Source organism: Terrirubrum flagellatum, assembly GCF_022059845.1.
GTDB lineage: Bacteria > Pseudomonadota > Alphaproteobacteria > Rhizobiales > Beijerinckiaceae > Terrirubrum > Terrirubrum flagellatum.
This window is the reverse complement of the sequence record NZ_CP091851.1, coordinates 4378800-4400843: the sequence shown is the minus strand read 5'-3', so window position 1 is coordinate 4400843 and position 22044 is coordinate 4378800. Positions and strand designations below refer to the sequence as shown.

General features: G+C 62.0%; 24 protein-coding genes. 17 read left to right on the top strand and 7 right to left on the bottom strand.

The genetic code is table 11. From position 1 onward, the window contains the following. Positions 1 to 11 precede the first annotated feature (11 nt). From L8F45_RS21180 to L8F45_RS21170, 3 genes are all read left to right on the top strand, one after another. Positions 12 to 665 (top strand): 2-dehydro-3-deoxy-6-phosphogalactonate aldolase, encoded by a 654-nt coding sequence (locus L8F45_RS21180; protein WP_342359829.1) that lies wholly within the window; start codon positions 12 to 14, stop codon positions 663 to 665. After that, positions 662 to 1573 (top strand): ribokinase, encoded by a 912-nt coding sequence (locus L8F45_RS21175; RefSeq protein WP_342359828.1) that lies wholly within the window; start codon positions 662 to 664, stop codon positions 1571 to 1573. Before L8F45_RS21180 ends, L8F45_RS21175 begins: the two co-directional genes overlap by 4 nt. Positions 1574 to 1653: 80 nt before the next feature. Next, positions 1654 to 3153 carry a phosphomannomutase/phosphoglucomutase gene (locus L8F45_RS21170; RefSeq protein WP_342359827.1) on the top strand — a complete coding sequence of 500 codons (1500 nt, stop codon included), beginning with the start codon at positions 1654 to 1656 and terminating at the stop codon, positions 3151 to 3153. A gap of 121 nt (positions 3154 to 3274) precedes the next feature. On the opposite strand, the gene L8F45_RS21165 is transcribed toward L8F45_RS21170, so the two are convergent. The 3 genes from L8F45_RS21165 to L8F45_RS21155 form a co-directional block, all read right to left on the bottom strand. Continuing rightward, positions 3275 to 3847: a TadE/TadG family type IV pilus assembly protein gene (locus L8F45_RS21165; RefSeq protein ID WP_342359826.1), complete on the bottom strand. Its 573-nt coding sequence runs from the start codon at positions 3845 to 3847 to the stop codon at positions 3275 to 3277. A 27-nt stretch (positions 3848 to 3874) separates the two neighbouring features. After that, positions 3875 to 4366: a TadE/TadG family type IV pilus assembly protein gene (locus tag L8F45_RS21160; protein ID WP_342359825.1), complete on the bottom strand. Its 492-nt coding sequence runs from the start codon at positions 4364 to 4366 to the stop codon at positions 3875 to 3877. 239 nt (positions 4367 to 4605) lie between these two features. Beyond that, a complete protein-coding gene (locus tag L8F45_RS21155; protein ID WP_342359824.1) occupies positions 4606 to 5058 on the bottom strand; it encodes a pilus assembly protein N-terminal domain-containing protein in 453 nt (150 codons plus the stop codon). A gap of 527 nt (positions 5059 to 5585) precedes the next feature. Here L8F45_RS21155 and L8F45_RS21150 point away from each other — a divergent pair. The 10 genes from L8F45_RS21150 (at position 5586) to L8F45_RS21105 (ending at position 14509) form a co-directional block, all read left to right on the top strand. Further along, positions 5586 to 5759, top strand: a complete 174-nt coding sequence (locus L8F45_RS21150) for a Flp family type IVb pilin (protein WP_342359823.1) — start codon at positions 5586 to 5588, stop codon at positions 5757 to 5759. Positions 5760 to 5835: 76 nt separating this feature from the next. Next, positions 5836 to 6018 (top strand): Flp family type IVb pilin, encoded by a 183-nt coding sequence (locus L8F45_RS21145; RefSeq protein ID WP_342359822.1) that lies wholly within the window; start codon positions 5836 to 5838, stop codon positions 6016 to 6018. Positions 6019 to 6067: 49 nt separating this feature from the next. Beyond that, positions 6068 to 6574 (top strand): A24 family peptidase, encoded by a 507-nt coding sequence (locus L8F45_RS21140; protein WP_342363526.1) that lies wholly within the window; start codon positions 6068 to 6070, stop codon positions 6572 to 6574. A gap of 102 nt (positions 6575 to 6676) precedes the next feature. After that, positions 6677 to 7483 (top strand): Flp pilus assembly protein CpaB, encoded by an 807-nt coding sequence (gene cpaB / locus L8F45_RS21135; RefSeq protein WP_342359821.1) that lies wholly within the window; start codon positions 6677 to 6679, stop codon positions 7481 to 7483. A 7-nt stretch (positions 7484 to 7490) separates the two neighbouring features. After that, complete coding sequence (locus L8F45_RS21130; protein ID WP_342359820.1) at positions 7491 to 9023, top strand: type II and III secretion system protein family protein; 1533 nt, start codon at positions 7491 to 7493, stop codon at positions 9021 to 9023. A gap of 51 nt (positions 9024 to 9074) precedes the next feature. Further along, positions 9075 to 9782 (top strand): CpaD family pilus assembly protein, encoded by a 708-nt coding sequence (locus L8F45_RS21125; protein ID WP_342359819.1) that lies wholly within the window; start codon positions 9075 to 9077, stop codon positions 9780 to 9782. Next, positions 9782 to 11053, top strand: a complete 1272-nt coding sequence (locus L8F45_RS21120; RefSeq protein WP_342359818.1) for a CpaE/TadZ family protein — start codon at positions 9782 to 9784, stop codon at positions 11051 to 11053. Before L8F45_RS21125 ends, L8F45_RS21120 begins: the two co-directional genes overlap by 1 nt. A 41-nt stretch (positions 11054 to 11094) precedes the next feature. Further along, complete coding sequence (locus L8F45_RS21115; protein WP_342359817.1) at positions 11095 to 12522, top strand: TadA family conjugal transfer-associated ATPase; 1428 nt, start codon at positions 11095 to 11097, stop codon at positions 12520 to 12522. 18 nt (positions 12523 to 12540) lie between these two features. Continuing rightward, positions 12541 to 13518, top strand: coding sequence for a type II secretion system F family protein (locus tag L8F45_RS21110; protein WP_342359816.1), 978 nt, complete (start codon positions 12541 to 12543; stop codon positions 13516 to 13518). Positions 13519 to 13525: 7 nt separating this feature from the next. After that, positions 13526 to 14509 (top strand): type II secretion system F family protein, encoded by a 984-nt coding sequence (locus L8F45_RS21105; protein WP_342359815.1) that lies wholly within the window; start codon positions 13526 to 13528, stop codon positions 14507 to 14509. A 252-nt stretch (positions 14510 to 14761) separates the two neighbouring features. Here L8F45_RS21105 and L8F45_RS21100 read toward each other — a convergent pair whose 3' ends face one another. Then, positions 14762 to 15541, bottom strand: coding sequence for a tetratricopeptide repeat protein (locus L8F45_RS21100; protein ID WP_342359814.1), 780 nt, complete (start codon positions 15539 to 15541; stop codon positions 14762 to 14764). Between the two features lie 120 nt (positions 15542 to 15661). Between L8F45_RS21100 and L8F45_RS21095 the strand changes: the two genes are divergently transcribed. The 4 genes from L8F45_RS21095 to L8F45_RS21080 are packed head-to-tail and all read left to right on the top strand — an operon-like array spanning position 15662 to position 18976. Further along, positions 15662 to 17092 carry a leucyl aminopeptidase family protein gene (locus tag L8F45_RS21095; RefSeq protein WP_342359813.1) on the top strand — a complete coding sequence of 477 codons (1431 nt, stop codon included), beginning with the start codon at positions 15662 to 15664 and terminating at the stop codon, positions 17090 to 17092. A 36-nt stretch (positions 17093 to 17128) separates the two neighbouring features. Further along, a complete protein-coding gene (locus L8F45_RS21090; protein ID WP_342359812.1) occupies positions 17129 to 17467 on the top strand; it encodes a MarR family transcriptional regulator in 339 nt (112 codons plus the stop codon). Next, a complete protein-coding gene (locus L8F45_RS21085; protein ID WP_342359811.1) occupies positions 17464 to 18339 on the top strand; it encodes a C40 family peptidase in 876 nt (291 codons plus the stop codon). Before L8F45_RS21090 ends, L8F45_RS21085 begins: the two co-directional genes overlap by 4 nt. Next, complete coding sequence (locus tag L8F45_RS21080; protein WP_342359810.1) at positions 18278 to 18976, top strand: GNAT family N-acetyltransferase; 699 nt, start codon at positions 18278 to 18280, stop codon at positions 18974 to 18976. Before L8F45_RS21085 ends, L8F45_RS21080 begins: the two co-directional genes overlap by 62 nt. Before the next feature lie 42 nt (positions 18977 to 19018). Here L8F45_RS21080 and L8F45_RS21075 read toward each other — a convergent pair whose 3' ends face one another. From L8F45_RS21075 to deoC, 3 genes are read right to left on the bottom strand one after another with little or no spacing between them, the layout of a single operon-like run. Then, complete coding sequence (locus L8F45_RS21075) at positions 19019 to 19963, bottom strand: 2-hydroxyacid dehydrogenase (protein WP_342359809.1); 945 nt, start codon at positions 19961 to 19963, stop codon at positions 19019 to 19021. Further along, positions 19960 to 21279, bottom strand: a complete 1320-nt coding sequence (gene deoA / locus L8F45_RS21070; RefSeq protein WP_342359808.1) for a thymidine phosphorylase — start codon at positions 21277 to 21279, stop codon at positions 19960 to 19962. Before deoA ends, L8F45_RS21075 begins: the two co-directional genes overlap by 4 nt. Further along, complete coding sequence (deoC, locus tag L8F45_RS21065) at positions 21279 to 22040, bottom strand: deoxyribose-phosphate aldolase (RefSeq protein ID WP_342359807.1); 762 nt, start codon at positions 22038 to 22040, stop codon at positions 21279 to 21281. Before deoC ends, deoA begins: the two co-directional genes overlap by 1 nt. Between the last annotated feature and the right edge of the window lie 4 nt (positions 22041 to 22044).

The following is a 22044-nucleotide window of genomic DNA, read 5'->3' as shown; positions in this document are numbered from 1 at the left end:
GGGAGGGGTTTATGAGCGCGTTGCATGAAACGATGGCGGCCGCCATGGCGCAGATGCCGCTCGTCGCCATCCTGCGCGGCGTCAGGCCTGATGAGGTCGAGGCGATTGGCGCGGCGCTCGTTGTCGCCGGCTTCCGCTTCATCGAGGTCCCATTGAATTCGCCCGATCCTCTCGCCAGCATCGCCAAGCTGGCGGCTTTGGCGCCGCGCGACGTGCTGGTTGGCGCCGGCACCGTGGTTGATCCCGATGACGTCGCGAAGATTGCGGATGTCGGCGGACAATTGATCATCTCGCCGCATTTCGACGCGCGCGTCGTTGAGGCGGCTGTGGCGCGGGAACTCATCGCCATGCCCGGCGTGATGACGCCGAGCGAGGCGTTCGGCGCGCTGCGCGCTGGCGCTCATGCGCTGAAACTGTTTCCCGGCGAGATCGTGACGCCGCCGGCGGTGCGCGCGATGCGCGCCGTGCTGCCCGCGACGACGAAGCTGCTCATTGTCGGAGGCGTCGGCCCTGACACCATGGCGAATTATGTCGAGGCCGGCGCCAATGGGTTCGGCATTGGCTCCTCGCTTTTCAAGCCAGGGCTCAGCGCCGCCGAGGTTCGGACGCGCGCTGACGCGCTCATCGCCGCCGCGCGCGCAGCGAAGCTTGGAGCCGCCGCGTGATCGTCGTTTTCGGTTCGATCAACATCGATCTTGTCACGCGACTGCAGCGCATTCCGGCGCCGGGCGAGACTGTGCTTGGTAAAAGCTACGACGTGATTCCCGGCGGCAAGGGCGCCAACCAGGCGCTGGCTGCTGCGCGCGCCGGCGCCGAAGTGGTGATGATCGGCGCCGTGGGGCGCGACGGCTTCGCGGAGACGGCGCTGACGTTGTTGCGCGAGGCTGAAGTCGATCTCGCCAGCGTGCGTGCGGCCGATCGGCCTACGGGCGCGGCCTTCATTTCCGTCGACGCCGAAGGGCGCAACGCGATCGTTGTCGCCAGCGGCGCCAACGCCGCGCCGCGCGCGGATTGGATCAGCGAAGCTGTATGGGCGCGCACGTCGACATTGCTGCTGCAACGCGAGGCGCCGGAAGAGGCGACGCGGATCGTCGCGCGTGAGGCGAAGTCGCGCGGCGTCCGCGTCATCATGAACGCCGCGCCGGCCGATGATTTCGATCCTGCGATCCTGTCAGAAATCGATACTCTGATCGTCAATGAGCATGAGGCGGCTATCGTCGCGCGTTCGCTGGGCTGGAGCGATAAAGAGCCATCGGAGATCGCGAGGCGGCTCGATCGCGAAAAGTCCGTGGGAACGATCGCGACTCTGGGCGCCGAAGGCGTGTTCGCGTCGCTGCGCAGCGAAGAAATCAAGGTTCTGGCGCCGCGCGTCTCCGTCGTGGATACGACGGCTGCGGGGGATTCCTTCTGCGGCGCTTTCGCAGCCGCGCTCGATCGCGGCGCCGATGCGTCAGCCGCGCTACGCTTTGCCGTCGCTGCAGGTTCGCTCGCCTGCACGAAAACCGGAGCGCAGACCAGCGTGCCGTTCAGGGCCGATATTGAGCGGCTCGCCGATTCGGTTAACGCGCGTTAATGCTGCGACGCAGCAACCGGTTTCCATCATAGGGGTGATCGGTTATCGAACTGGGGTCAGCCCGCAAATCCGGATCGCCCATGTTCCCCAAGCCGCTGCCTGCCCTGTCGCCCAACACGGCGGATTATGAGTCGTTGCCGATGGTGAAGCCGACCGGTTTTCGCGAATATGATGCGCGCTGGTTCTTCGGCAAGGAAATCAACCTCATGGGCGTGCAGGCCGTCGGGATGGGGCTCGGCACGCTGATCCATCAGATGGGTGTGAAGCCTGAACTGGTGACGGGCCATGATTTCCGCGGCTACTCTTCCTCCATTAAATACGCGCTCGTCTCCGGCCTGATGGCGGCCGGCGTCAAGGTGAAGGATATCGGCCTCGCACTGTCGCCGATGGCCTATTTCGGCCAGTTCGCGCTCGACGCCGCCTGCGTCGCCATGGTCACTGCCTCGCATAACGACAATGGCTGGACCGGCGTGAAGATGGGCGTGCAGCGCCCGCTGACTTTCGGGCCCGATGAAATGAATGCGCTGAAGGACATCGTGCTCAATGCGCGCTTCGAATTGCGGTCAGGCGGCGGCTACGAATTCATCGAGAATTTCGCCGCGCGCTACATCGCCGATCTCACCAGCCGGCCGAAATTCAAACGCAAGCTCAAGGTGATCGCCGCCTGCGGCAACGGCACGGCGGGCGCTTTCGCGCCTGGTATGTTGAGCGCGCTCGGCTGCGACGTCGTGCCGATGGACGCGGAGCTCGATCACACCTTCCCGCGTTACAATCCCAATCCCGAAGACATGCAGATGCTGCACGCCATGGCCGACGCCGTGCGCGAGCACAAGGCCGATGTCGGCCTGGGATTTGATGGCGATGGCGATCGCTGCGGCGTCGTCGATAACAATGGCGAGGAGATTTTCGCCGACAAGATCGGCGTGATGCTGGCGCGCGATCTGGGCGCGCTGCACCCCGGCGCGCAATTTGTCGTCGACGTGAAATCGACCGGCCTGTTTGACGCCGACCCCGTGCTGAAAAAGCTCGGCGTGAGGACCGATTACTGGAAGACCGGCCATTCCTATATCAAGCGCCGCGTGACCGACTTGAAAGCGCTCGCGGGCTTTGAGAAGTCAGGCCATTTCTTCTTCAATGCCCCGATCGGCCGCGGCTATGACGACGGGCTCGTCACGGCGATTGCGGTCTGCGACATGCTCGATCGCAACCCTGATAAGACGATGGCTGATCTTTATCAGGCGCTGCCCAAGACTTGGGGAACGCCGACCATGTCGCCGAAATGCGCCGACGAGATCAAATATGACGTGATCGGACGCGTGGTGAAGCGATTCGAGACGATGAAGGTGGAAGGCGCGAAGCTCGATGGCCATTCCATTACCGATCTCGTGACGGTCAATGGCGTGCGTGTGGTCACCGATGACGGCACCTGGGGGCTGGTACGGGCCTCGTCCAACAAGCCTGAGCTGGTTGTGGTGGTCGAAAGCCCGGCCTCGGAAGCGCGCATGCGCGCGATGTTCAAGGCTGTCGACGACGTGCTGCGCGAGAATCCTGAAGTCGGCGCCTACAACCAGACGATCTGAGGAAAACGACGCGCGTCTGAAACGACTGCTGAAAAGTCGAAGCCGGTTTTCCGCAGAGAGGTCGCGACAGCAAATTGAGAGAGCGGCTTCCGGGTCTGTGAGGAACGCGCCGCTCTCACGATTACGAGGTGCGCGTCACCTCTGTGACCTGGCGCGGCACCATGAGCGTCTTGTCTTCAAGGGTGAGGGCTTGCGACGAAAGGACCCAGCCCGTTGGCGATTTATAGAAGAACTTGACCTCCGCCATGATGACCGTCTGGTTGGCGGCGGTCAGGATGCCGGTTGGCAAAGTCACGCTCGCGCCTACTCCAAGCGCGCTCATTCCAGGTCCGCTGGCGCTGCTCCACACCACCTTGTTCGCTCCGGCGCTGTCTCTTTTTACGCTCGTGACGCGCATGCCGAGATCGGCCGACGAGAAGGGATAGATCACCGCAGCAGTCGCCGCGAAGATGTTCGCCATATCGCTGTTGCTGATCGTGGTGGCGCGCGCCGTGAGGTCGGCAAGGGTGCGCGAGACCAGCACCGATTTGCGATTTGCTGCGATCGCCTGGCCGACCTCGAAAGTGCCGAGCCACATGGTCAGCATCAAAGGCAGGATGATGGCGAATTCGAGGGCTGCGACACCGTCACGCGCGGTGCGGAAGAGCGTGAGGCGATCTTTCAGCACGGTTCTCAGGCTGGAAGCAAAGCGCATAACTGGTTTATCCCTCGCTCGATCCGCCTAACTGCAACCGGAATTCGACGTGACGTATGGCTCATTGCGGAAGCTGACGGTCGACATCATCACGCGCTCTCCGTTCGACAATTGCTGCAGGCCGGCGCCGAACAGCGTCGAGTAGACGGGGTATTGCATCGCCACGCGCGCCACGACGATCTGGTTCGGGCATCCGGGATTGAAGGTGAATTGCGACGGATCAAATACGCCATTGGTGATCGGCAATGTTGGAACCGGCGCTGTCGAGGTGTAGCTCTTGACGTCGACATACAGCGCACTGGAACAGTTGTTGAAAGTTGCGATCGCGCAAACCGCATTTTTGAACTGGGCCGCAGTCATGCCGCTGTTCTGCGCCTCGCCAGTCATGATCTTGCGAGAGGTGTCCTGCAGCGCGGTGTCGAGCGCCTGATTGGTGAACAACAGCAAGGCGGTTTCGACAATCGCGAACAAGAGGCCAATGAAGGGCACGGCGATCATGGCGAATTCGATGGATGTCACGCCGCGCTGATCGCCAGCGATTGTTCGCGGCGACCGGAACCACGCTCGGAGCCGGATGGCGCATCGGGAGAACATGGGGCGGCTTGCGCACATCGTCTGGGTTCCGCGGCGCCTCCGTACGAACGGCGCGCCAAATTCCGGCCCATATAGATAAGATGCAAAGATTTCCGGCGGGTTATCCCTGCGCGCGAAAGATGAGAAGAATTTGAAATGCTTTCTTAACTATCGGCGCGGGGCGCTCACTTGGGCGACGCCCAATTGTTGCGCTTGTCGATCTGGTTGCCGGCTTCTTCAAAGAATTTGTTGCTGTCGCCGAGCGTGGATGTCGGCTGGCACTGCGGCGAGCAGGAATAGGATTCCCGCTCCATGCCGCGCAGGACGACCAGGGTCGAGTCCTGCGCCGCCTCTACCCTGATGCGGGATTCGGCGACGATGGCGCCTTTGTCATCAAGAGCGATGAGATTAGTCGAACCGTACCCTTTCCCCGTCAGCACGAGGTTGCCGTGCTTCTGCATCGTCACGTCAGCGATCATGGGATTGCCGATGACGATGGTTCGCGCCTTTTCGGGCAGCCGCAGGATGCGCGCCTGATTGAGCACGACCGACACGACCTCGTCTGCGGCTTGGGCGGCGCCCGCGGCGAACAGCGTCGCCGCCAGGATAATTCCGATGGCGCGGCCGGAGTGCGGCATTACTCTCTCTCACATGGGGCGCCGATGACGTGCGCTTCGTCGAATTTGGACCGGAATGGTGAACAAGCCGCTAATCCGGCTTTCGATCAGCACTTCCGTCTTGGCCATGCGCGTTTCCGGCGTTGAGATCGCAAGGAAGACAAGCTTGATCGCCGGGGGGCGTCCTGCGCGAATTTGCAGAACAATGGTGTGAAATGAAGCAAATAGTAGTTTGAGCGATAACTTCGCAAAAGACAGGCTCGTAATCTTGAGAGGCGATCGTAATTACAATGTATTAATTATTATGTACTCGCGATATAGCTCTGATAACTGCAAGTATATGCAGCCCGCACAAAGATGAAATTTGCCGTTCCCGTAGAATAACTGTTAACGCTATCGCGGAAACTGCCGAAATATTGATGAGTCGGCGATCGAATTAACCGTCGCGCAATTTGTGCCTCCTATGGTCCGGCCCACGGTTCAAGCGGGTGGGCGACAAGATCCGCCGCGTCGCAACCGCAGCAGGTGTCACAACAGGAGTCATCAACATGTCGAAGATTTTTGCGCGTTTCGCCAAGGACGAGTCCGGCGCCACCGCGATCGAATACGGTCTGCTCGCCGCTCTGATCGCGCTTGCCATCATCACCGGCGCCACGGCGCTGGGTTCGGAGATTGGCGCTCTCTTCCAGCGCGTCGCGACCAAGCTTGCGGGCATGGGCTGAGCAAAGCATTGGTGGGGATGCGGGGCGGTTGGAAGATCGCCCCGCATCTTCTGCTTGCGCCTATCCTGAGAACACAATGCCTCAGCGGAGATTTGCGCGACATATCCGCCGGTTCCGGCGTGATGAGCGCGGCGCGACCGTGATTGAATATGGCATCCTCGCGACCGTGATATGTCTTGCGATCGTGGGGGCGGTGACAGCGCTGGGCGGGCAAGTGGCGGCGATGTACACCGCTGTGGCCAACGCTTTCCCGAAGTGAACATTTCAAATCTCCGGGTTGACGCGTCACAGGCGGGGCCTTGATCATCATGACGGACTGGACGCTTCTCATCCTCTTCCCCGCGTTGCTGGCTTACGCCGCCGTGAGCGACATGCTCACGATGACGATTTCCAATCGCGTCTCTCTCCTGCTGATCGCAGGCTTCTTTCCGATCGCCGCTCTGATCGGGTTGCCTTGGCAGATGATCGGCTTCCATACGCTCGCCGCCCTTTTGGTTCTGATCGTCACGTTCGGGATGTTTACGGCCGGCTGGATGGGCGGCGGCGACGCCAAGCTTGCGTCCGCGACCGCGTTGTGGCTCGGCTTCAGCGGGCTTCTCGACTATGTTCTCGTGACCGCGATGGCTGGCGGCGTGCTGACCTTGTTTCTTCTAAAGGCGCGAAACTATCCTCTTCCGGCGATTGTCGCCGGGTGGGGCTGGTCCCGCCGCCTTCACAGCGCGAAGTCAGGCATCCCCTACGGCATCGCTCTCGCGTTCAGCGGTCTCATCGTTTATCCGCAGACGGATATCTGGCGCCTCGCGCTCGGCGGTTAATCCGCTGCTTTTCGAAACGATTGGATACGTTCGGTTAACCATACATTGACCTTTCCCTGATCGAATCCTCTCCGGTTGAGTGGTTCGTCACGGATTGGTTTCATGCAGCGCACGGCACGCCTTGCGATCCTCGGCATCGCCCTGTTCGCCGGGTTGATCGCGGCCTTTCTGGTGAGCCGTTCTCCCGCGCCGGAGAAGCCTGTCGTCGTCGCGGCGCCTCCGCCGGCGGCCGCCAACACTGTCGACGTCCTGGTCGCCGCTGCCGATCTTCCGGTCGGGTCGATCGCCAAGGCGGAGCAGCTCGAATGGCGCGCCTGGCCGGCTGAATCGAAATCGCCCCATCTTATCCGCCGCAGCGAGAAGCCGGACGCGAAGACGGAGTTCGCCAATTCGATCGTGCGGGTCGCGATGCTCGACGGCGAGCCGATTCGCGCGGAGAAATTGATCAAGCCGAATGGCGCGCCCGGCTTCATGTCGGCCATCTTGCCGACAGGCATGCGCGCGCTCGCGGTCTCGATCGACAATCGCGGCAGCACCAGCGCCGGCGGTTTTATCCTGCCCAACGATCGCGTCGATGTGCTGCGCACGTCTCGCAACGAGGCGGCTTCGAAGGCGACCGGGACGGAAGCCTACGAGACCGAGACTATCCTGACCAATATCCGTGTGCTCGCGATCGGACAGAAGGTCGAAGAAAGCGCCGATGGTCAGAAGTATGTGACCGGCGAAACTGCGACGCTCGAACTCGACGCCAAGCAAACAGAAGTCGTCGCGCTGGCGCAGAAACAGGGCACGATTTCACTGGCGCTACGCAGCATGGTCGACAGGCAGGAGCAGCCGAGCGCCGGGCCTGAACGCGAAAACAATCTCTCGATTGTTCGTTATGGCGTCTCGAATCAGGCCGGAAGGTAACGCGCCAATGTTGAAATTCATTCCGCGCATCGTGCTCGAGGCGGCGCTCCGGGCGGCGCTTGTCGGCGTGATCGTGACGCTGTCGATCGCGGCGCTTCCCCATGCCGGCTTCGCTCAGCAAACGGAAGTCAATCCAACGATCGTAAGGCCTGGCCCCGACGGATCGGTCGCGCGAAAGATCGAACTCGGCATCGGCAAATCGTTCATCTTCGACCTTCCGCGTGACGCCAAGGAGGTGTTCGTCGCCAATCCGAAGGTGGCGAACGCCGTCGTCCGGTCGTCGCGCAAGATCTTTGTGATCGGTCTCGCCGACGGCGCCACCTCGATGTTCATCCTTGACCAGGAAGGACGCCAGATCGCCACCGCCGAGATCGCCATCGGCCGCGACATGAATCTCCTGCGCAAGCTGCTCAAGACCGCGATGCCCACGGCCGAGATCACGGTCGTGCCGGTTGGCGATTCGATCGTGCTGAGCGGTTCGGTTGATTCGGCTGCGGAGGCGGCGCAGGCGCTCGACATCGCCAAGGGCTTCATCGGCACGTCGTCCCTCGGCGGCGGCTCGGCGAGCACGGGCGGGGGCGGCGGCACGTCGATCAGCATCGGCAGCAGCCAGGCGGTCGAAGGCAAGGTCGTCAATTCGCTGACGATTCGTGGCAAGGATCAGGTGATGCTGAAAGTCACCGTCGCGGAAGTGCAGCGCTCCGTTCTCAAACAGCTCGGCGTCAATATCAATGGCGACTGGAAGGTCGGAAATTTCGCCTTGAATGCGGTCACCGACAACACCTTTCCTCTCCAGCTTCAGGATCCCACAAGCGGCAGGATCACCGGCGGGACCAACGGCGCGACGAATTTCAGCGTGAGAGCCTTTGAGCGCGCAGGCGTGCTGCGGACTCTGGCTGAACCGACGCTGACGGCGATCTCGGGCGAGACCGCCAAGTTCACGGCTGGTGGAGAAGTGCCGGTGCCGCAGAGTGAAACCTGCTCGGTCACGGCAGGGACCTCAATTCAATCCTGTCAGATCGGCATCCAGTTCAAACCGTTCGGCGTCGCGCTGGTGTTCCAGCCGATCGTCCTTTCCGCTGGCCGCATCAGCATCCGCGTGGCGACCGAGGTGACCGAGATCGACGCTGAAAACTCTTTCAAATTCAACACGACTGTTGTGCCGGCTTTCAAGGTCAGGAAGTCCGACACGACAGTCGAATTGCCTTCAGGCGGATCGCTCGTCGCGGCCGGCATGATCCAGCATCAGCAGAAGCAGATGATCAATGGCACGCCGGCGCTGATGAATCTGCCGATCCTCGGCGCCCTGTTCCGCTCGCGCGATTATCAGAAGTCCGAGACCGAGCTGATGATGATCGTGACCCCCTTCATTGCGAAGCCCTCTTCGGCGTCAAACCTGCCGCGCCCGGACGAAGGTTTCGTGGAGGCCAAGGACCCCCAAACGACGATTATGGGTCGCCTCAATCGAATCTACGGCGTCGCCGGCGCTCCGAACGACGGGGGGCGCTATCGCGGTCATGTTGGTTTTATTGCGGACTGAATCATGCCGATCACATCGCGCCCGCCAACCTCTGAGACGAAAAAGATGCGCTTGAACTCGCTTTCTTTCACGCGCTTTATTCTGGCGGCGGGGATAGGCGCTTTCGCCGCAGCCTGCGCCAGGGAGGCGCCGCAATATACGGCCTCAACTCCGATTGAATATCAGGATCGCCATCCGATCGTCGTCGCTCCCGCGGAGGAAGGCATCGACATCTTCGTGCGCGGCGTCAGCTCAAAGCTGGATCTGCGACAGACTCTCGAACTGAGAGCCGCTGCCAACGACTACCGCATGAATGGCCAGGGTCAGATGGCGATACTGGCGCCGACAGGGCCCTATGGCGCCCCGCATCGCAAGGTCGCGCTGGTTCGCGCCGCGCTCGCGAGCGCCGGCGTGACGGGGGTGAGGCAATCGACCTATCGTGTCGAAGGCTCGCCGGAAGAGCAGCCTATTCGCGTCGTCTACACCAAGCTCAAGGCGAGAGTCGCGACCAAATGCGGCCAGTGGCCGCATGACGTTGTCGGCTTCCAGGGCACGCGGAGCTGGAACAGCGAGCCCTACTACAACTACGGCTGCGCCTACCAAAGCATGCTGGCGAATCAGGTCGCCGATCCGCTCGATCTGGTTCGCGGCCGCACCGAGGACGCGATCGACACGACGCGTCGCGTCAACGCGATCGGCAAGCAACGCGATGGTCAGGATCCATCGACCGAATACAAGACCAAGGCGACGGCTATCAGCCAGGGCGTCGGAGCGAACTGATGCGTGACGCGCTCGACATCGCGCCGCAGCCTGACGCGGACCCGTTTGAACTGCCGGCCGATGTCGTCATCGCGCCGCTGCCGCGCATATCGGTTCAAGCCTTTTGCGAAACACCCGCGTTGTCGGCGGTCATCGAGGAGTCGATGCTCGATCGGCGGATGACGCGCGCACATGTCAAGGTGAACATGGGCGGCGCTCTCGCGGCGCTCAACGCCTACAAATCCGCGCCGACGCCCAACCTCCTCGTGATCGAGAGCGGGGCGAACGGCGAACAGATGCTCAGCTATCTCGATCAGCTCGCCGACCTCTGCGATGCGGCCACGCGCGTCATGATCGCCGGTCCGATCAACGATGTCGGATTCTATCGCGAGCTGACCAAGCGCGGCGTCAGCGATTATTTGATCCTCCCGATGACGACGCTGGAATTCATCCAGGCGGCGTCGAATCTCTACACCGTGGAAGGAGCCGAGACGGTCGGCCGCACGATCGCGGTGATGGGGACCAAAGGCGGAGTTGGGGCTTCCACGCTGGCGCACAATCTGGCGTGGGCCGCATCGACGGCGGAGGATGTCAATACCGTCATCGTCGATCTGGATCTTGGTTTCGGAACGGCCGCGCTCGACTTCGACCAGGATCCGCCGCAAGGAATCGCCGACGCGGTGTTCGCTCCCGATCGCCTCGACGCCAATCTCGTCGATCGCCTCCTGGCGAAATGCTCGGACAAGCTCAGCCTGCTCGCCGCTCCCGCGCTCCTTGATCGTGTTTATGATCTGCAGGAAACGGCGTTCGATGGCGTTCTCGATGTGCTCCGCTCCTCGACGCCATGCGTGGTGCTGGACGTTCCGCATCTCTGGACTTCCTGGTCGCGTCGCGTCGCGATCGGCGCCGATGAAGTGATCATTGTCGCGGAGCCCGATCTCGCCAGCTTCCGCAATGTAAAGAATATCTTTGGTGCTCTTAAGCAGGCGCGCCCGAATGATCGGCCGCCGAAGCTGGTGGTCAACAAGATTGGCATGCCCAAACGACCGGAGCTGCCATTGAGCGACTTCGCCAAGGTGCTGGAGATCGAACCGGTCGCGACGATTCCATTCGACGCAAATCTGTTCGGATCGGCGTTGAACAATGGCCGCATGATCATGGAAGTTCAACGCAACGGTAAGGTTCCTGACTCCTTTGCGAAGCTGGCGACGGCTGCGCTGGGCCGGCAGCCGATTGCGAAGGCGAGCGCCAGCTTCCTGGCTCCCTTACTCAAAAAAATGAAACGCGCGTGAGTTCGCAAAGCTCAAACGAGCCTCAAGACTGACGGTAAGCAATGTTTGGACGAAGAACCGCTACAGGCGGAGCCGCGAGCTTCGTTGCGAATGCGCCGAGCGCGCCAGTCGCCGCTGCGACTCCCGCGCCGACGCCGCGCGCCGCGCCAGCGGAGATCGCGCCTGCGCGCGCCAAGTCCGACGACTACTATCAGACCAAAAGCATGATTTTCGGGGCCTTGATCGAAGCGATCGATCTCGCCCAGCTCTCCCGCCTTGATATTGAGAGCGCTCGCGAAGAAATTCGTGACATCGTCAATGAAATCATCGCGCTCAAGAGTCTCGTGCTATCAATCGCGGAGCAGGAAGAGCTCCTCGATGATATTTGTAACGATGTCCTTGGTTACGGGCCGCTCGAGCCGCTTTTGGCGCGCGATGATATCGCCGACGTGATGGTCAACGGCGCGGAACGGACTTTCATCGAAGTCAGCGGCAAGATTCAGCTCACCAACGTCAAGTTTCGCGACAATGCGCAGTTGATGAATATTTGTCAGCGCATCGTCAGCCAGGTCGGCCGTCGTGTTGACGAAGCGAGTCCGATCTGCGACGCGCGCTTGCCGGACGGTTCGCGCGTCAATGTGATCGCGCCGCCGCTATCGATCGATGGGCCTGCGCTCACCATCCGCAAATTCAAGAAAGACAAGCTCACGCTGGAGCAGCTTGTGAAGTTCGGCGCGATATCGCCAGCCGGCGCCGAGATTCTCAAGATCATCGGGCGCGTGCGCTGCAATGTCGTCATCTCAGGCGGCACCGGCTCTGGCAAAACGACGCTGCTGAACTGCCTGACCCGCTATATCGACGATGATGAACGCGTCATCACTTGCGAAGACGCGGCCGAGCTTCAGCTTCAGCAGGCTCATGTGGTGCGTTTGGAGACGCGCCCGCCAAACCTGGAAGGGCAGGGCCAGATCACGATGCGTGATCTGGTCAGGAACTGTCTCCGTATGCGTCCTGAGCGAATTATCGTCGGCGAAGTCCGCGGACCCGAAGCGTTCGACCTGCTGCAGGCTATGAATACCGGTCATGATGGCTCAATGGGAACGCTGCACGCCAACAATCCGCGCGAATGCTTGTCGCGTATCGAATCCATGATCACGATGGGCGGCTTCTCGCTGCCGTCCCGCACCATCCGCGAGATGATGACCTCTTCGATCGACGTGATATTGCAAGCGTCGCGCCTGCGCGACGGCTCTCGCCGCATCACCCACATCACCGAGGTGATGGGGATGGAGGGAGACGTGATCATCACTCAGGATATCTGCCTCTATCAGCTCGAGGGGGAAGATGCGAACGGCAAGGTGATCGGCCGTCACGTTTCGACCGGCATCGGCAAACCACGATTCTGGGAGCGCGCGCGTTACTATGGCGAGGAGCGGCGGCTCGCGGCCGCGCTGGACAGCCTTGAAGCCCTCAAGCCCGAACTGGCGTGAGATGGCCGGATCGCCCCCATGACTCCGACCGCTATCGCAGCGATTTTTCTGGCCATGGCCGCTACCGGCGGCGTCGCCTATGCGCTGCTTTATCCCTATCTCTCAGGCGACATCCGCGGCGAAAAGCGCCACAAGGCGATAACGGCTGCGGAGCCGGCGAAGCGCCGCGTGGATCGTGCGGCCGGCGCCAGTCGGCGTGACGCGATTGCTCAGAGCCTCAAGGAAATCGAAAAGAAGGAACGCGCCGAAAAGAAGCTAACGCTGGAAATGCGCATCGCTCATGCGGGCCTGAGCTGGAGCAAGAAGCAATACATCATCGTTTCGATCATCGTTGGCGTGATTATCGCGGCGGTCGCCAGCATAGGCGTGAAAAACGTGTTTCTTGGTGTTCTGGCCGGCGTCGCGGCAGGCGCCGCCCTTCCGCTTTGGTATCTGATGTTTCTGCGCAGCCGCCGCATGAAAAAATTTCAAGACGAATTTCCCAACGCCGTGGACATCATCGTCCGTGGCGTGAAATCCGGCCTGCCGCTTGGCGATTGTCTCAGGATCATCTCGATCGAAACAGCCGAGCCGGTGAAGTCGGAGTTTCGGAAGATCATTGAAGCTCAATCGATCGGCCTTAGCCTTGGCGAAGCCTGCGGCAAGCTCTATAAGAACATGCCGACCAGCGAAGCCAATTTCTTCGGCATCGTGATCCAGATTCAGTCGAAGACGGGCGGCAGCCTCGCGGACGCGCTTAGCAATCTCTCGCGCGTGCTTCGCGAACGCAAGAAAATGAAGGGAAAGATCTCCGCGATGAGCATGGAGGCGAAGGCGTCCGCCGCCATTATCGGCGCGCTGCCCTTCATCGTCGCTGGCCTCGTCACCTTGACGACGCCGTCCTATATGGTGGTCCTGTTCACCACCATGACCGGCAAGATCATGATCGCCGCCGGGCTTTTCTGGATGTTTCTGGGCATCATGGTGATGCGCAAGATGATCCGATTCGACTTCTGAGCGCGCTATGCTGTTCGATCAACTTTACAGCAGGATCACGGACCCGCAGTTCATTCTGATGATTGCGAGCGCTATCGCGGTGGCCGCGACGATCATTTCGATCGCAACGCCGCTGCTTGAGGGCGATGCCTTGAAGAAGCGCGTAAAAGCGGTCTCGATCGAGCGCGAAAAAATCCGCGCGCGTGAGCGTGCGCGCCTTGAGAAGGATGCGGAGAAGCGCGGCCTGAGAGTGGCGCCAAAAGCCTATATGCTCGACCTCGTCAACCGCCTGAAGCTGCGTGACTGGCTGAATGCGGAAGGCGCCCAGAATCGGTTGCAGATGGCGGGCTATCGGGGCCAGCAGGCGGAAATCACCTTTTTGTTTTTCCGTTTTGTGGCGCCGATCGCGGTGATGGCGCTGGCCGTCCTCTATGTCTTTTTCCTCCTCGATACGACGAAGTATTCCATGCCGGTGAGGCTCGGCGGTTGCGTGCTGGCCGCGTTTATCGGGTTGAAAGCGCCTGAACTCTATCTCTCGAACACGATTTCCAAACGCCAGCTTTCGATCACGCGCGCCTTCCCTGATGCGCTCGATCTGCTGCTGATCTGTGTCGAGTCAGGCATGTCGATCGAGCAATCATTCCGCAAGGTGAGCGAGGAAGTCGGCAACCAGTCCATTCCGCTTGCGGAGGAGTTCATGCTGGCGACAGCGGAGCTTTCGTATCTCTCCGAGCGAAGGCAGGCCTACGAGAATCTCTCGCGACGCACGGGTCTCGATTCGGTGAAGGCGGTTTGCACGGCGCTTGGCCAGTCGGAGCGTTATGGCACGCCCGTCGGTCAGGCGATGCGCGTTCTCGCGCAGGAATTTCGCGATACGCGCATGAACGAAGCCGAGAAGAAAGCGGCTGCACTGCCGCCGAAGCTAACCGTGCCGATGATTCTGTTCTTCCTGCCGGTGCTGTTCGTCGTCATTCTTGGGCCGGCGGGCATCCAGGTTTTCCATTGGAAGTAATTGGCTTTCGCGACGCCCCGCCTGCTCGCGCCGCTGACGCTTCACTTTGAGTAGCTTGTTGACTGAAGTATGACTCGGGAGCATGGCGCAAAAAAGTAGATACCGGTTTTTCCGCGGCGAACGCTAGGCTTCGCGCTGCAAAAGCCATGCTCTCAACTTTTGGAATCGATCATGCTCCCGCATTTTGATTGATTCAATCAAAATGCGTCGTGATCTGGTCGGAAACAGGAACGCCAGCGTCGAGCCGTCCGTCTAGCGTTGCAGGCCCTGCTTGATTTTCGCCCAGTTATTGGTCTGGGAAACAAGCTTCTTGAGATAAGCGACGTTCTGGCCGGCGTCTTCGGGCGAGAGGTCCTGGCGCGCCAGCGTCTCGGCTTCGTCGAACTTGCCCTCAAGGCCAAGAACCACGACGAGATTCTGTCGCACGCGGGAATCGGCTCGCGGATTCTGCGCCGCTTGGCGCAGGGTCGATTCCGCCTCTGTCAGCTTGCGCGAGAGCGCATAGGAGAAGCCGAGATTCGAAAGGACGGAGGGCTCGTTCGGCATGAGATTCAGCGCGGAACGATAATAGCCCTGCGCGGCCTCGTGCTCACCGAGCTTGTCGGAGACCACGCCCTGCGCCGAGAGAACGCGCCAGTCGGGCCTTTCAGGCAGATGCGAGCGTTCGAGGATGCCAAGCGCCTCGCGCAGCTTGCCTGCGTCCGCCAGTGCGCGGCCATAGGCGCCGAGCACCTCCAGATCGTTCGGCGCGCGCGCAGCGGCCTGTTCGAGCACGGCGACCGCCTGCGCTCTCTGCCCGATCGCGCGCAGCGCGCGAGCATAGTTGAGCGAAGCGGCGCGCTCGCCTGGCGCCTCGTCATAGCGCTTTCCCCAACGATCGGCCTGCTCGCGCCATTGGTCCTGTGACATGGCGCTTGGCGGGGCGCTTGCCGAAAGATCGCCGGAGCCGGACCGCATGCAGGCGCTCGCGAGTGTCGCCGCGGCGATGCAGAACGCGATGCGTGGAAGAGAGCGTGAAAGCGTTCTGCGCATGACCCGAAGGCTCGAAGTCGGAACGGGAAAACTTGGCTTTCATCAATGACCTGTTAACCCTAACGAGTGGTTAAGCGCGATCGGCGCCGTCGTCGCGGCCAATCGAAGAAGGAGACAGGCATGCGCGAATTTCTGGCCGATGGCGGCGCCGAGGCGACGCCGATTCGTTTCGCGCGTCCGGGAGGATGGAAGCAGGGTCTGAAAGGCCTTGCCGCCTCACTGCGATTCGCTGAGGCGTACGGTTTCGACGCCAGCGCGGGCAAGACATTGCTTCTGCCGGACGTGAAGGGAGAGATCGCGCTCGTACTGGTTGGGCTTGGGAAAGGGGACGAGATTGATCCGTTGTTGCCCGGCAAGCTGTCTTCCGCTTTGCCGAAGGGAGTCTACCAGTTCGAGGACTGGCCGGGCGATCCCGAACTCGCCGTCATCGCGTTTCTCCTCGGCGCTTACCGCTTCGAGCGCTATCGCAAGCGCAGCGCGGAAGCTGCGCGTCTTGTTCTTCCCGACGGCGTCGATCGCGCCCGCATATTGCGAATCGCTGAAAGTGTCGCTCTGGGGCGAGATCTCATCAACATGCCCGCGAATGATATGGGGCCGGTCGAACTTGCCGCGGCGGCGCAGGCGCTTGCGACGCGTCACAAGGCGAAATGCGCGATCACGATTGGCGATGAGCTGCTGAAGGCGAATTTCCCCATGATCCACGCCGTCGGCCGTGGCTCGGCGCGCGCGCCTCGTCTTGTCGATATCCAGTTCGGAAAATCGTCTGACCCCAAAGTGACGCTCGTCGGCAAGGGCGTGGTGTTCGATACGGGAGGCCTCGACATCAAACCGCCCGCCGGCATGCTCATGATGAAGAAGGATATGGGCGGCGCCGCAACGGCTCTCGCAGCTGCGAGCATGATCATGGATGCACGCTTGCCGGTGCGGCTTCGCGTGCTGTTGCCGATCGTCGAAAATGCGATCGGCGGCGATTCATTCCGGCCAGGCGACGTGCTGAAAAGTCGCAAGGGCCTTACGGTCGAGATCGGCAACACCGATGCGGAAGGGCGCCTGATTCTCGCTGACGCGCTGGCGCTTGCGGATGAGGAATCGCCGGAGCTGCTGATCGATTTCGCAACGCTGACCGGAGCCGCTCGCGTTGCTCTCGGACCGGATCTCCCGCCTTTCTTCACGCGCAGCGACAAACTCGCGGCGCAGATTTCGCAAATCGGCGATCGCCTTGCCGATCCCGTATGGCGCCTGCCTCTGTGGCGGCCCTATCACGCTCTGTTCGATTCCAAGATCGCCGATATGAACAATGTATCATCGAGTCCTTTCGCCGGCTCGGTGATCGCGGCGTTGTTTCTTGGCCGATTCGTCGAAAAGGCCCGTGAATGGGCGCATTTTGATATTTTCGGCTGGACGCCCTCGACGAAGAACGGGCGGCCCGAGGGCGCAGAGCCGCAGACGGCGCGCCTCGTCTATGCGCTGGTCGAGGAAAAATTTTCCGCGAACATCACAGGCCAGGCTGCGCAAGGAAAAGGCTTGCGTCGCGCCCGCCGGACACAATAATACGCCTCCGGAATAATCCCCCTTTCCCTTCTGTGTATGCGGCCGGCTCAATCCCTCAAGCTCTGGCATGATGTTCATCTCGCGCTCGTGAGAGACGGCGAGCACGACCTGTCGTCTCGACAGGCCGCGATCCTTTTGACGATCTATCTCGATCCGCCGCCGCATACGGTTCGGGGGCTCGCCAGGAAGCTCGGCGTGACGAAGCCTGTGGTGACGCGCGCGCTCGATACGATGGGCGCGCTTGGTTACGTTTCGCGTCGGCGCGACGACAAGGATCGTCGCAATGTCATCGTGCAACGCACTGTGAAGGGCGCGCTTGCCGTCGAGAAAATTGGCGATCTCGTCAGCAACGTCGCGCTGGAGCTGCCGGCTTGAGCGCAGCGCTCGATCCGCGCGTGACGCCCGCGCGGCGCGATCTCGCGGCCGTTCGCTTGCGAGGTCTTGTCGAAGCTGAACAGTTCGTCGATGGCGTGCGCATGCAGGTCGCCGCGGCGCATGCGCCGGTGCGGCGCGAGCCGCGCTTCGACGCGCCGCTCGACACCGAAGCGCTGCGCGGCGAAATCGTCATCGCGTATGAGCGCTCGCCGGAAGGGTGGGCGTGGGTGGAATGCGAGCGCGACGGCTATGTCGGCTATGTCCCGACCGAGGCCTTGCGCGAAACCATCATTGCGCCGACGCATCGCGTGCGCGTGCTCCGCAGTCATCTCTATCCCGGGCCCAGCATCAAGCTGCCGCCAATCGAGGCGCTGCCGCTCGGCGCGCTCGTGACCGTGGCGCGCGAGCAGGGCGATTTTCGCGTGCTCGATGACGGCGCCTTCATCTGGGCGCGCCATCTCCAGCCCTTGTCGGTTTTGGCGTCGGATTTCGTAGCGGAAGCCGAAAAGCTGATTGGCGTCGCCTATCTCTGGGGCGGGCGCACCAGCGAAGGGCTTGATTGCTCCGGCCTCGTGCAGACGGCGATGGAGATGGCGGGCCTGGAAGCGCCGCGCGACAGCGACATGCAGGAGCGGGAGCTTGGTCAGCCGCTCAATCTAGCGCCTGATCTTTCAGGATTGCGACGCGGCGATCTGATTTTCTGGAAAGGCCATGTCGGTTTGATGCGCGATGAGGCGGAACTGCTGCACGCCAACGGCTATCACATGCAGACAATGAGCGAGCCGCTGGCTGAAGCGGTCCGACGCATCAATGGCGCGGGCGGCGGCGATATCACCAGCGCGCGCAGGCTTGGTGAGCTGGGTAGAGGCTGAAACGCCCGCGAGCGCGTCGGCCAGCGCCTTGGCTCCATTGAAGGTATCGCTGCTTGACGCAGCTTGTGCTCTCGACATGGCGAAGAAACCAATACCGCACCCGATCCTCGCAACTCCTCGCCTGCGGCTGCGCCAATTCCGCACCGAGGATGTGGAGGCGATGCATAAGTGCTTCACCAATTCCGAGGCGATGCGTTTCTGGAACACGCCGGTCCACACGAAGCTGATCGAGACCGAGCGCGCAGTTCAGCGCTTCATCGACTGCACCCCATCTTACTATCGCTTTTGGGCGGTGGCGGATGCGGCGACTGATCGTTGTCTCGGTCTGGTCAACTATCACGATGGTCATATCCGCAATAAGCGCGCAGACATCGGCTATATCATCGACCCCGCGCGCCTCAGGCAGGGCATCGCCACCGAAGCCGTGACGGCGATGCTCGAATTTTGCTTTAACGGGCTTGGGCTGCATCGCGTGCAGGCTTTTATCCATCCCGACAACACGGCGTCTCGCGCGTTGGTTGAGAAGCTGGGATTCCGTCGCGAAGGCCTGTTGCGTCACAACCTGCGTGTTGGCGAGGATTGGCGTGACGACATGCTCTATGCGCTCTTGGCGACGGAGCGTCCCGGCTCGAGGTGACGTCTTATTGCAACCTCGTGCGCGCCGCGGCGGAGGCGCCGCTCAATATTGCTGTCTGGGGTCGACGATATTCTTCAGCGGCTCGCCGCGCTCGAACGCCGCGATCTGTTCGGCCACCTGCAAACCCACCGCATCGGGATGGCTCATGGCCGCATTGTGCGGTGTGACGGTCACTCCGGGATGCGTCCAGAGTGACGAATCGCTCGCCAGAGGCTCTTTTTCGAATACATCGAGCGTCGCGCCGAGCAGCGAGCCTTCATCGAGACAGCGAAGAATGTCGCTCTCGACCTGTAGGCCGCCGCGTCCCGCATTGATGAGATAGGGCGCGCCGAAATGGCCGTCGCGCGCAAGCTTGCGGATGAGGCTTGCGTTGATCACGCCGCGCGTTTCCGGCGTCAGCGGCAGCAGCACGACGAGGATGTCGGTTCGCGCGAGGAAGAAATCGAGCTCATCGGCGCCAGCGAACATCTCGGCATGCGTCGATCGCTTCGGCGTGCGGCTCCATCCCGCGACGTTGAAGCCCAGCATCGCAAGCTTCTGTGCGGCGTCCTGGCCGAGCTCTCCCATGCCCATGACACCGACGCGGAGGTCGCCGGCCGCAGGCTGAAACCGATCATCGACCCATTGCTTCAGACGTTGCTGGTGATCGTAGCGGCGCTGCTGCCTCAGATGCATGAGGCAACGCAGCACGACATATTCGCTCATGCGCGACGTGAGATCGGGATCGACGACGCGCACGATCGGCGCGTCGGGCAGGCCGGGATCGCCGAAGAGATGATCAACGCCGGCGCCAAGCGAAAAAAGCACGCGCAGATTGGGGAGGTTGGTGAGCGATTGAACCGGATGCTTCCAGCACGCGACATATTGGATGTCGGCGCGGTCGAAATCTTCGCCGAGCATGACGACCCGCCGATCCGGCATCAGCCGGCGAAAGCGCTCGGCCCAGGGTTCAGGCTCCCATCCCGTGATGGCGACCAGCAAACTCATGCGACAATCCGTTCGACGATGGCGGGCGCGCGCGTTGGCGCTTCGCTCCCGATGACATAGGCGGCGAGCAGCATCTCTGTTGCGCGCGCAAGGTCAGCCTCGTCGCGCGCATGCGCGATCGCCAGAGGCCGATCGGGGCCGACCTCGTCGCCGAGGCCCGCGAGCTCGATCAATCCGACGGAGTGATCGATCGTCTGGTCGGCGCGCGTGCGGCCGCCGCCGAGCGCAACGACGGCGAGGCCGACGCCGCGCGTGTCGATCGCTGTCACGCGGCCATTCGCTGCGGGCGGAATCGCGCGCGTCAGAGGCGCTTTCGCGAGATAGGCGTCCGGCCGCTGCATGAGATCGGCGGGTCCGCCGAGGCCGGCGACCATGCGACCGAATATCTCGGCGGCCCGCCCGCTGGCGAAGGCGCGGTCGATCATCTGCTCGGCTTCATCGATATCGTCGGCGAGGTTGCCGAGAATCAACATTTCAGCGGCGAGCGCGACCGTCACTGCATACATGCGCGGCTCGCGCCTGACGCCGGTGAGAAAATCGATGGCGTAACGGATTTCGAGCGCATTGCCGGCGACGCTCGCCAGCGGCTCGTTCATGTCGGTGATCAGCGATGTCGTTGGCAGCCCCGCAGCCATCGCCACATAAGCGATATTCGTTGCGAGGGCGCGCGCATCGTCCGATTTCGCCATGAAGGCGCCCGAGCCCCACTTCACATCCATGGCGAGGCCTTGCAGTCCCGCTGACAGTTTCTTCGAGAGGATCGAGGCGGTGATGAGTGGAATGGACTCGACCGTCGCGGTCACGTCGCGGATGGCGTAGAAGCGCTTGTCGGCCGGCGCGAGATTGGCGGTCTGGCCGATGATGGCGCAGCCGACGTCGCGCACGATCTTGCGGAAAAGCGCATTGTCCGGCTGCGAGACATAGCCCGGAATCGAATCGAGCTTGTCGAGCGTGCCGCCGGTATGGCCGAGGCCGCGTCCCGAGATCATCGGCGTGAAGCCGCCGCAGGCGGCAACGGCGGGCGCGAGCATCAGGCTCACCGTATCGCCGACGCCGCCGGTCGAGTGCTTGTCGAGCGCGGGCCCCGGCAGGTCAGACCAATCGAGCACATCGCCGGAGTTCGTCATCGCGCGCGTCAGCGCCGCGCATTCGTCGCGCGACATGCCCTTGAAGAAGACGGCCATCGCGAAAGCGGCCACCTGCCCTTCGCTGATCGCGCCGCTCGACAGGCCGCGCACGAAGGCGGAAATCTCATCATCGGAGAGCGTTGCGCCGTCGCGTTTGCGGCGGATGATTTCCTGCGGAAGCAACGCCATCAATAAGCGGCCTTGGTGGCCGCGTCGCCTGTGCCTTCGATCGTCGAATTGATCGCGGTGAGAAGGCCGCTCGCGCCGAAGCGGAACGTCATGGGCTTCGCCCAGCCAGGCCCCATGATCTCGTCGGCGAGACTGAGATAGATGCGCGCATCGGCGACCGTGCGGATGCCGCCTGAGGGTTTGAGGCCGACAGGCTTGCCGCTCGCCTTGATAGCTTCGAGCATCGTGCGCGCGGCGTCAGGCGTCGCCGAAACTTTCGATTTGCCGGTCGAGGTCTTGATGAAATCGGCGCCGGCGTTGATCGCGAGCCGGCTCGCGCGCGCCACCGCCGCCTGATCGGGATATTCGCCGGTTTCGAGAATCACTTTCAGAAGCACGCCGTCGGGCAGGGACTGATCGATTTCCTCAACCATCTGGCGCGCGAATTTCTCGTCGCCGCTGAGAAACGCCTTGTAGGGCAGCACGAGATCGATTTCGTCGGCGCCATCGCCGACGCATTCGCTGGTATCGTCGACGACCTGCTCGATCGGCGCGGCTCCTGAGGGAAAGTTGACGACAGTCGCGATGCGTACGCCCTGGTTCGACAGGAGGCGGCGCGCGAACTTGATGAATTGCGGCCAGATGCAGACGGCGGCGACCTTGCCATGCTTTCCGACCGCCTGCGCGCACAGCTTCTCGACCGCGGCTTCCGAGCAGGCGTCCGACAGTTCCGTGAGATCGAGAAGCGAAAGCGCGCGGCGCGCGACGGCGATGTCGTCCATGTCA

Bases quoted from the DNA above. Each gene is read 5' to 3' on its own strand.
- L8F45_RS21180 (WP_342359829.1), top strand. From the start codon at position 12: ATGAGCGCGTTGCATGAAACGATGGCGGCCGCCATGGCGCAGATGCCG.
- L8F45_RS21170 (WP_342359827.1), top strand. From the start codon at position 1,654: ATGTTCCCCAAGCCGCTGCCTGCCCTGTCGCCCAACACGGCGGATTAT.
- L8F45_RS21165 (WP_342359826.1), bottom strand. From the start codon at position 3,847: ATGCGCTTTGCTTCCAGCCTGAGAACCGTGCTGAAAGATCGCCTCACG.
- L8F45_RS21155 (WP_342359824.1), bottom strand. From the start codon at position 5,058: ATGCCGCACTCCGGCCGCGCCATCGGAATTATCCTGGCGGCGACGCTG.
- L8F45_RS21150 (WP_342359823.1), top strand. From the start codon at position 5,586: ATGTCGAAGATTTTTGCGCGTTTCGCCAAGGACGAGTCCGGCGCCACC.
- L8F45_RS21145 (WP_342359822.1), top strand. From the start codon at position 5,836: ATGCCTCAGCGGAGATTTGCGCGACATATCCGCCGGTTCCGGCGTGAT.
- L8F45_RS21140 (WP_342363526.1), top strand. From the start codon at position 6,068: ATGACGGACTGGACGCTTCTCATCCTCTTCCCCGCGTTGCTGGCTTAC.
- cpaB (WP_342359821.1), top strand. From the start codon at position 6,677: ATGCAGCGCACGGCACGCCTTGCGATCCTCGGCATCGCCCTGTTCGCC.
- L8F45_RS21130 (WP_342359820.1), top strand. From the start codon at position 7,491: ATGTTGAAATTCATTCCGCGCATCGTGCTCGAGGCGGCGCTCCGGGCG.
- L8F45_RS21120 (WP_342359818.1), top strand. From the start codon at position 9,782: ATGCGTGACGCGCTCGACATCGCGCCGCAGCCTGACGCGGACCCGTTT.
- L8F45_RS21115 (WP_342359817.1), top strand. From the start codon at position 11,095: ATGTTTGGACGAAGAACCGCTACAGGCGGAGCCGCGAGCTTCGTTGCG.
- L8F45_RS21110 (WP_342359816.1), top strand. From the start codon at position 12,541: ATGACTCCGACCGCTATCGCAGCGATTTTTCTGGCCATGGCCGCTACC.
- L8F45_RS21105 (WP_342359815.1), top strand. From the start codon at position 13,526: ATGCTGTTCGATCAACTTTACAGCAGGATCACGGACCCGCAGTTCATT.
- L8F45_RS21100 (WP_342359814.1), bottom strand. From the start codon at position 15,541: ATGCGCAGAACGCTTTCACGCTCTCTTCCACGCATCGCGTTCTGCATC.
- L8F45_RS21095 (WP_342359813.1), top strand. From the start codon at position 15,662: ATGCGCGAATTTCTGGCCGATGGCGGCGCCGAGGCGACGCCGATTCGT.
- L8F45_RS21090 (WP_342359812.1), top strand. From the start codon at position 17,129: ATGCGGCCGGCTCAATCCCTCAAGCTCTGGCATGATGTTCATCTCGCG.
- L8F45_RS21080 (WP_342359810.1), top strand. From the start codon at position 18,278: ATGGCGCGGGCGGCGGCGATATCACCAGCGCGCGCAGGCTTGGTGAGC.
- L8F45_RS21075 (WP_342359809.1), bottom strand. From the start codon at position 19,963: ATGAGTTTGCTGGTCGCCATCACGGGATGGGAGCCTGAACCCTGGGCC.
- deoA (WP_342359808.1), bottom strand. From the start codon at position 21,279: ATGGCGTTGCTTCCGCAGGAAATCATCCGCCGCAAACGCGACGGCGCA.
- deoC (WP_342359807.1), bottom strand. From the start codon at position 22,040: ATGGACGACATCGCCGTCGCGCGCCGCGCGCTTTCGCTTCTCGATCTC.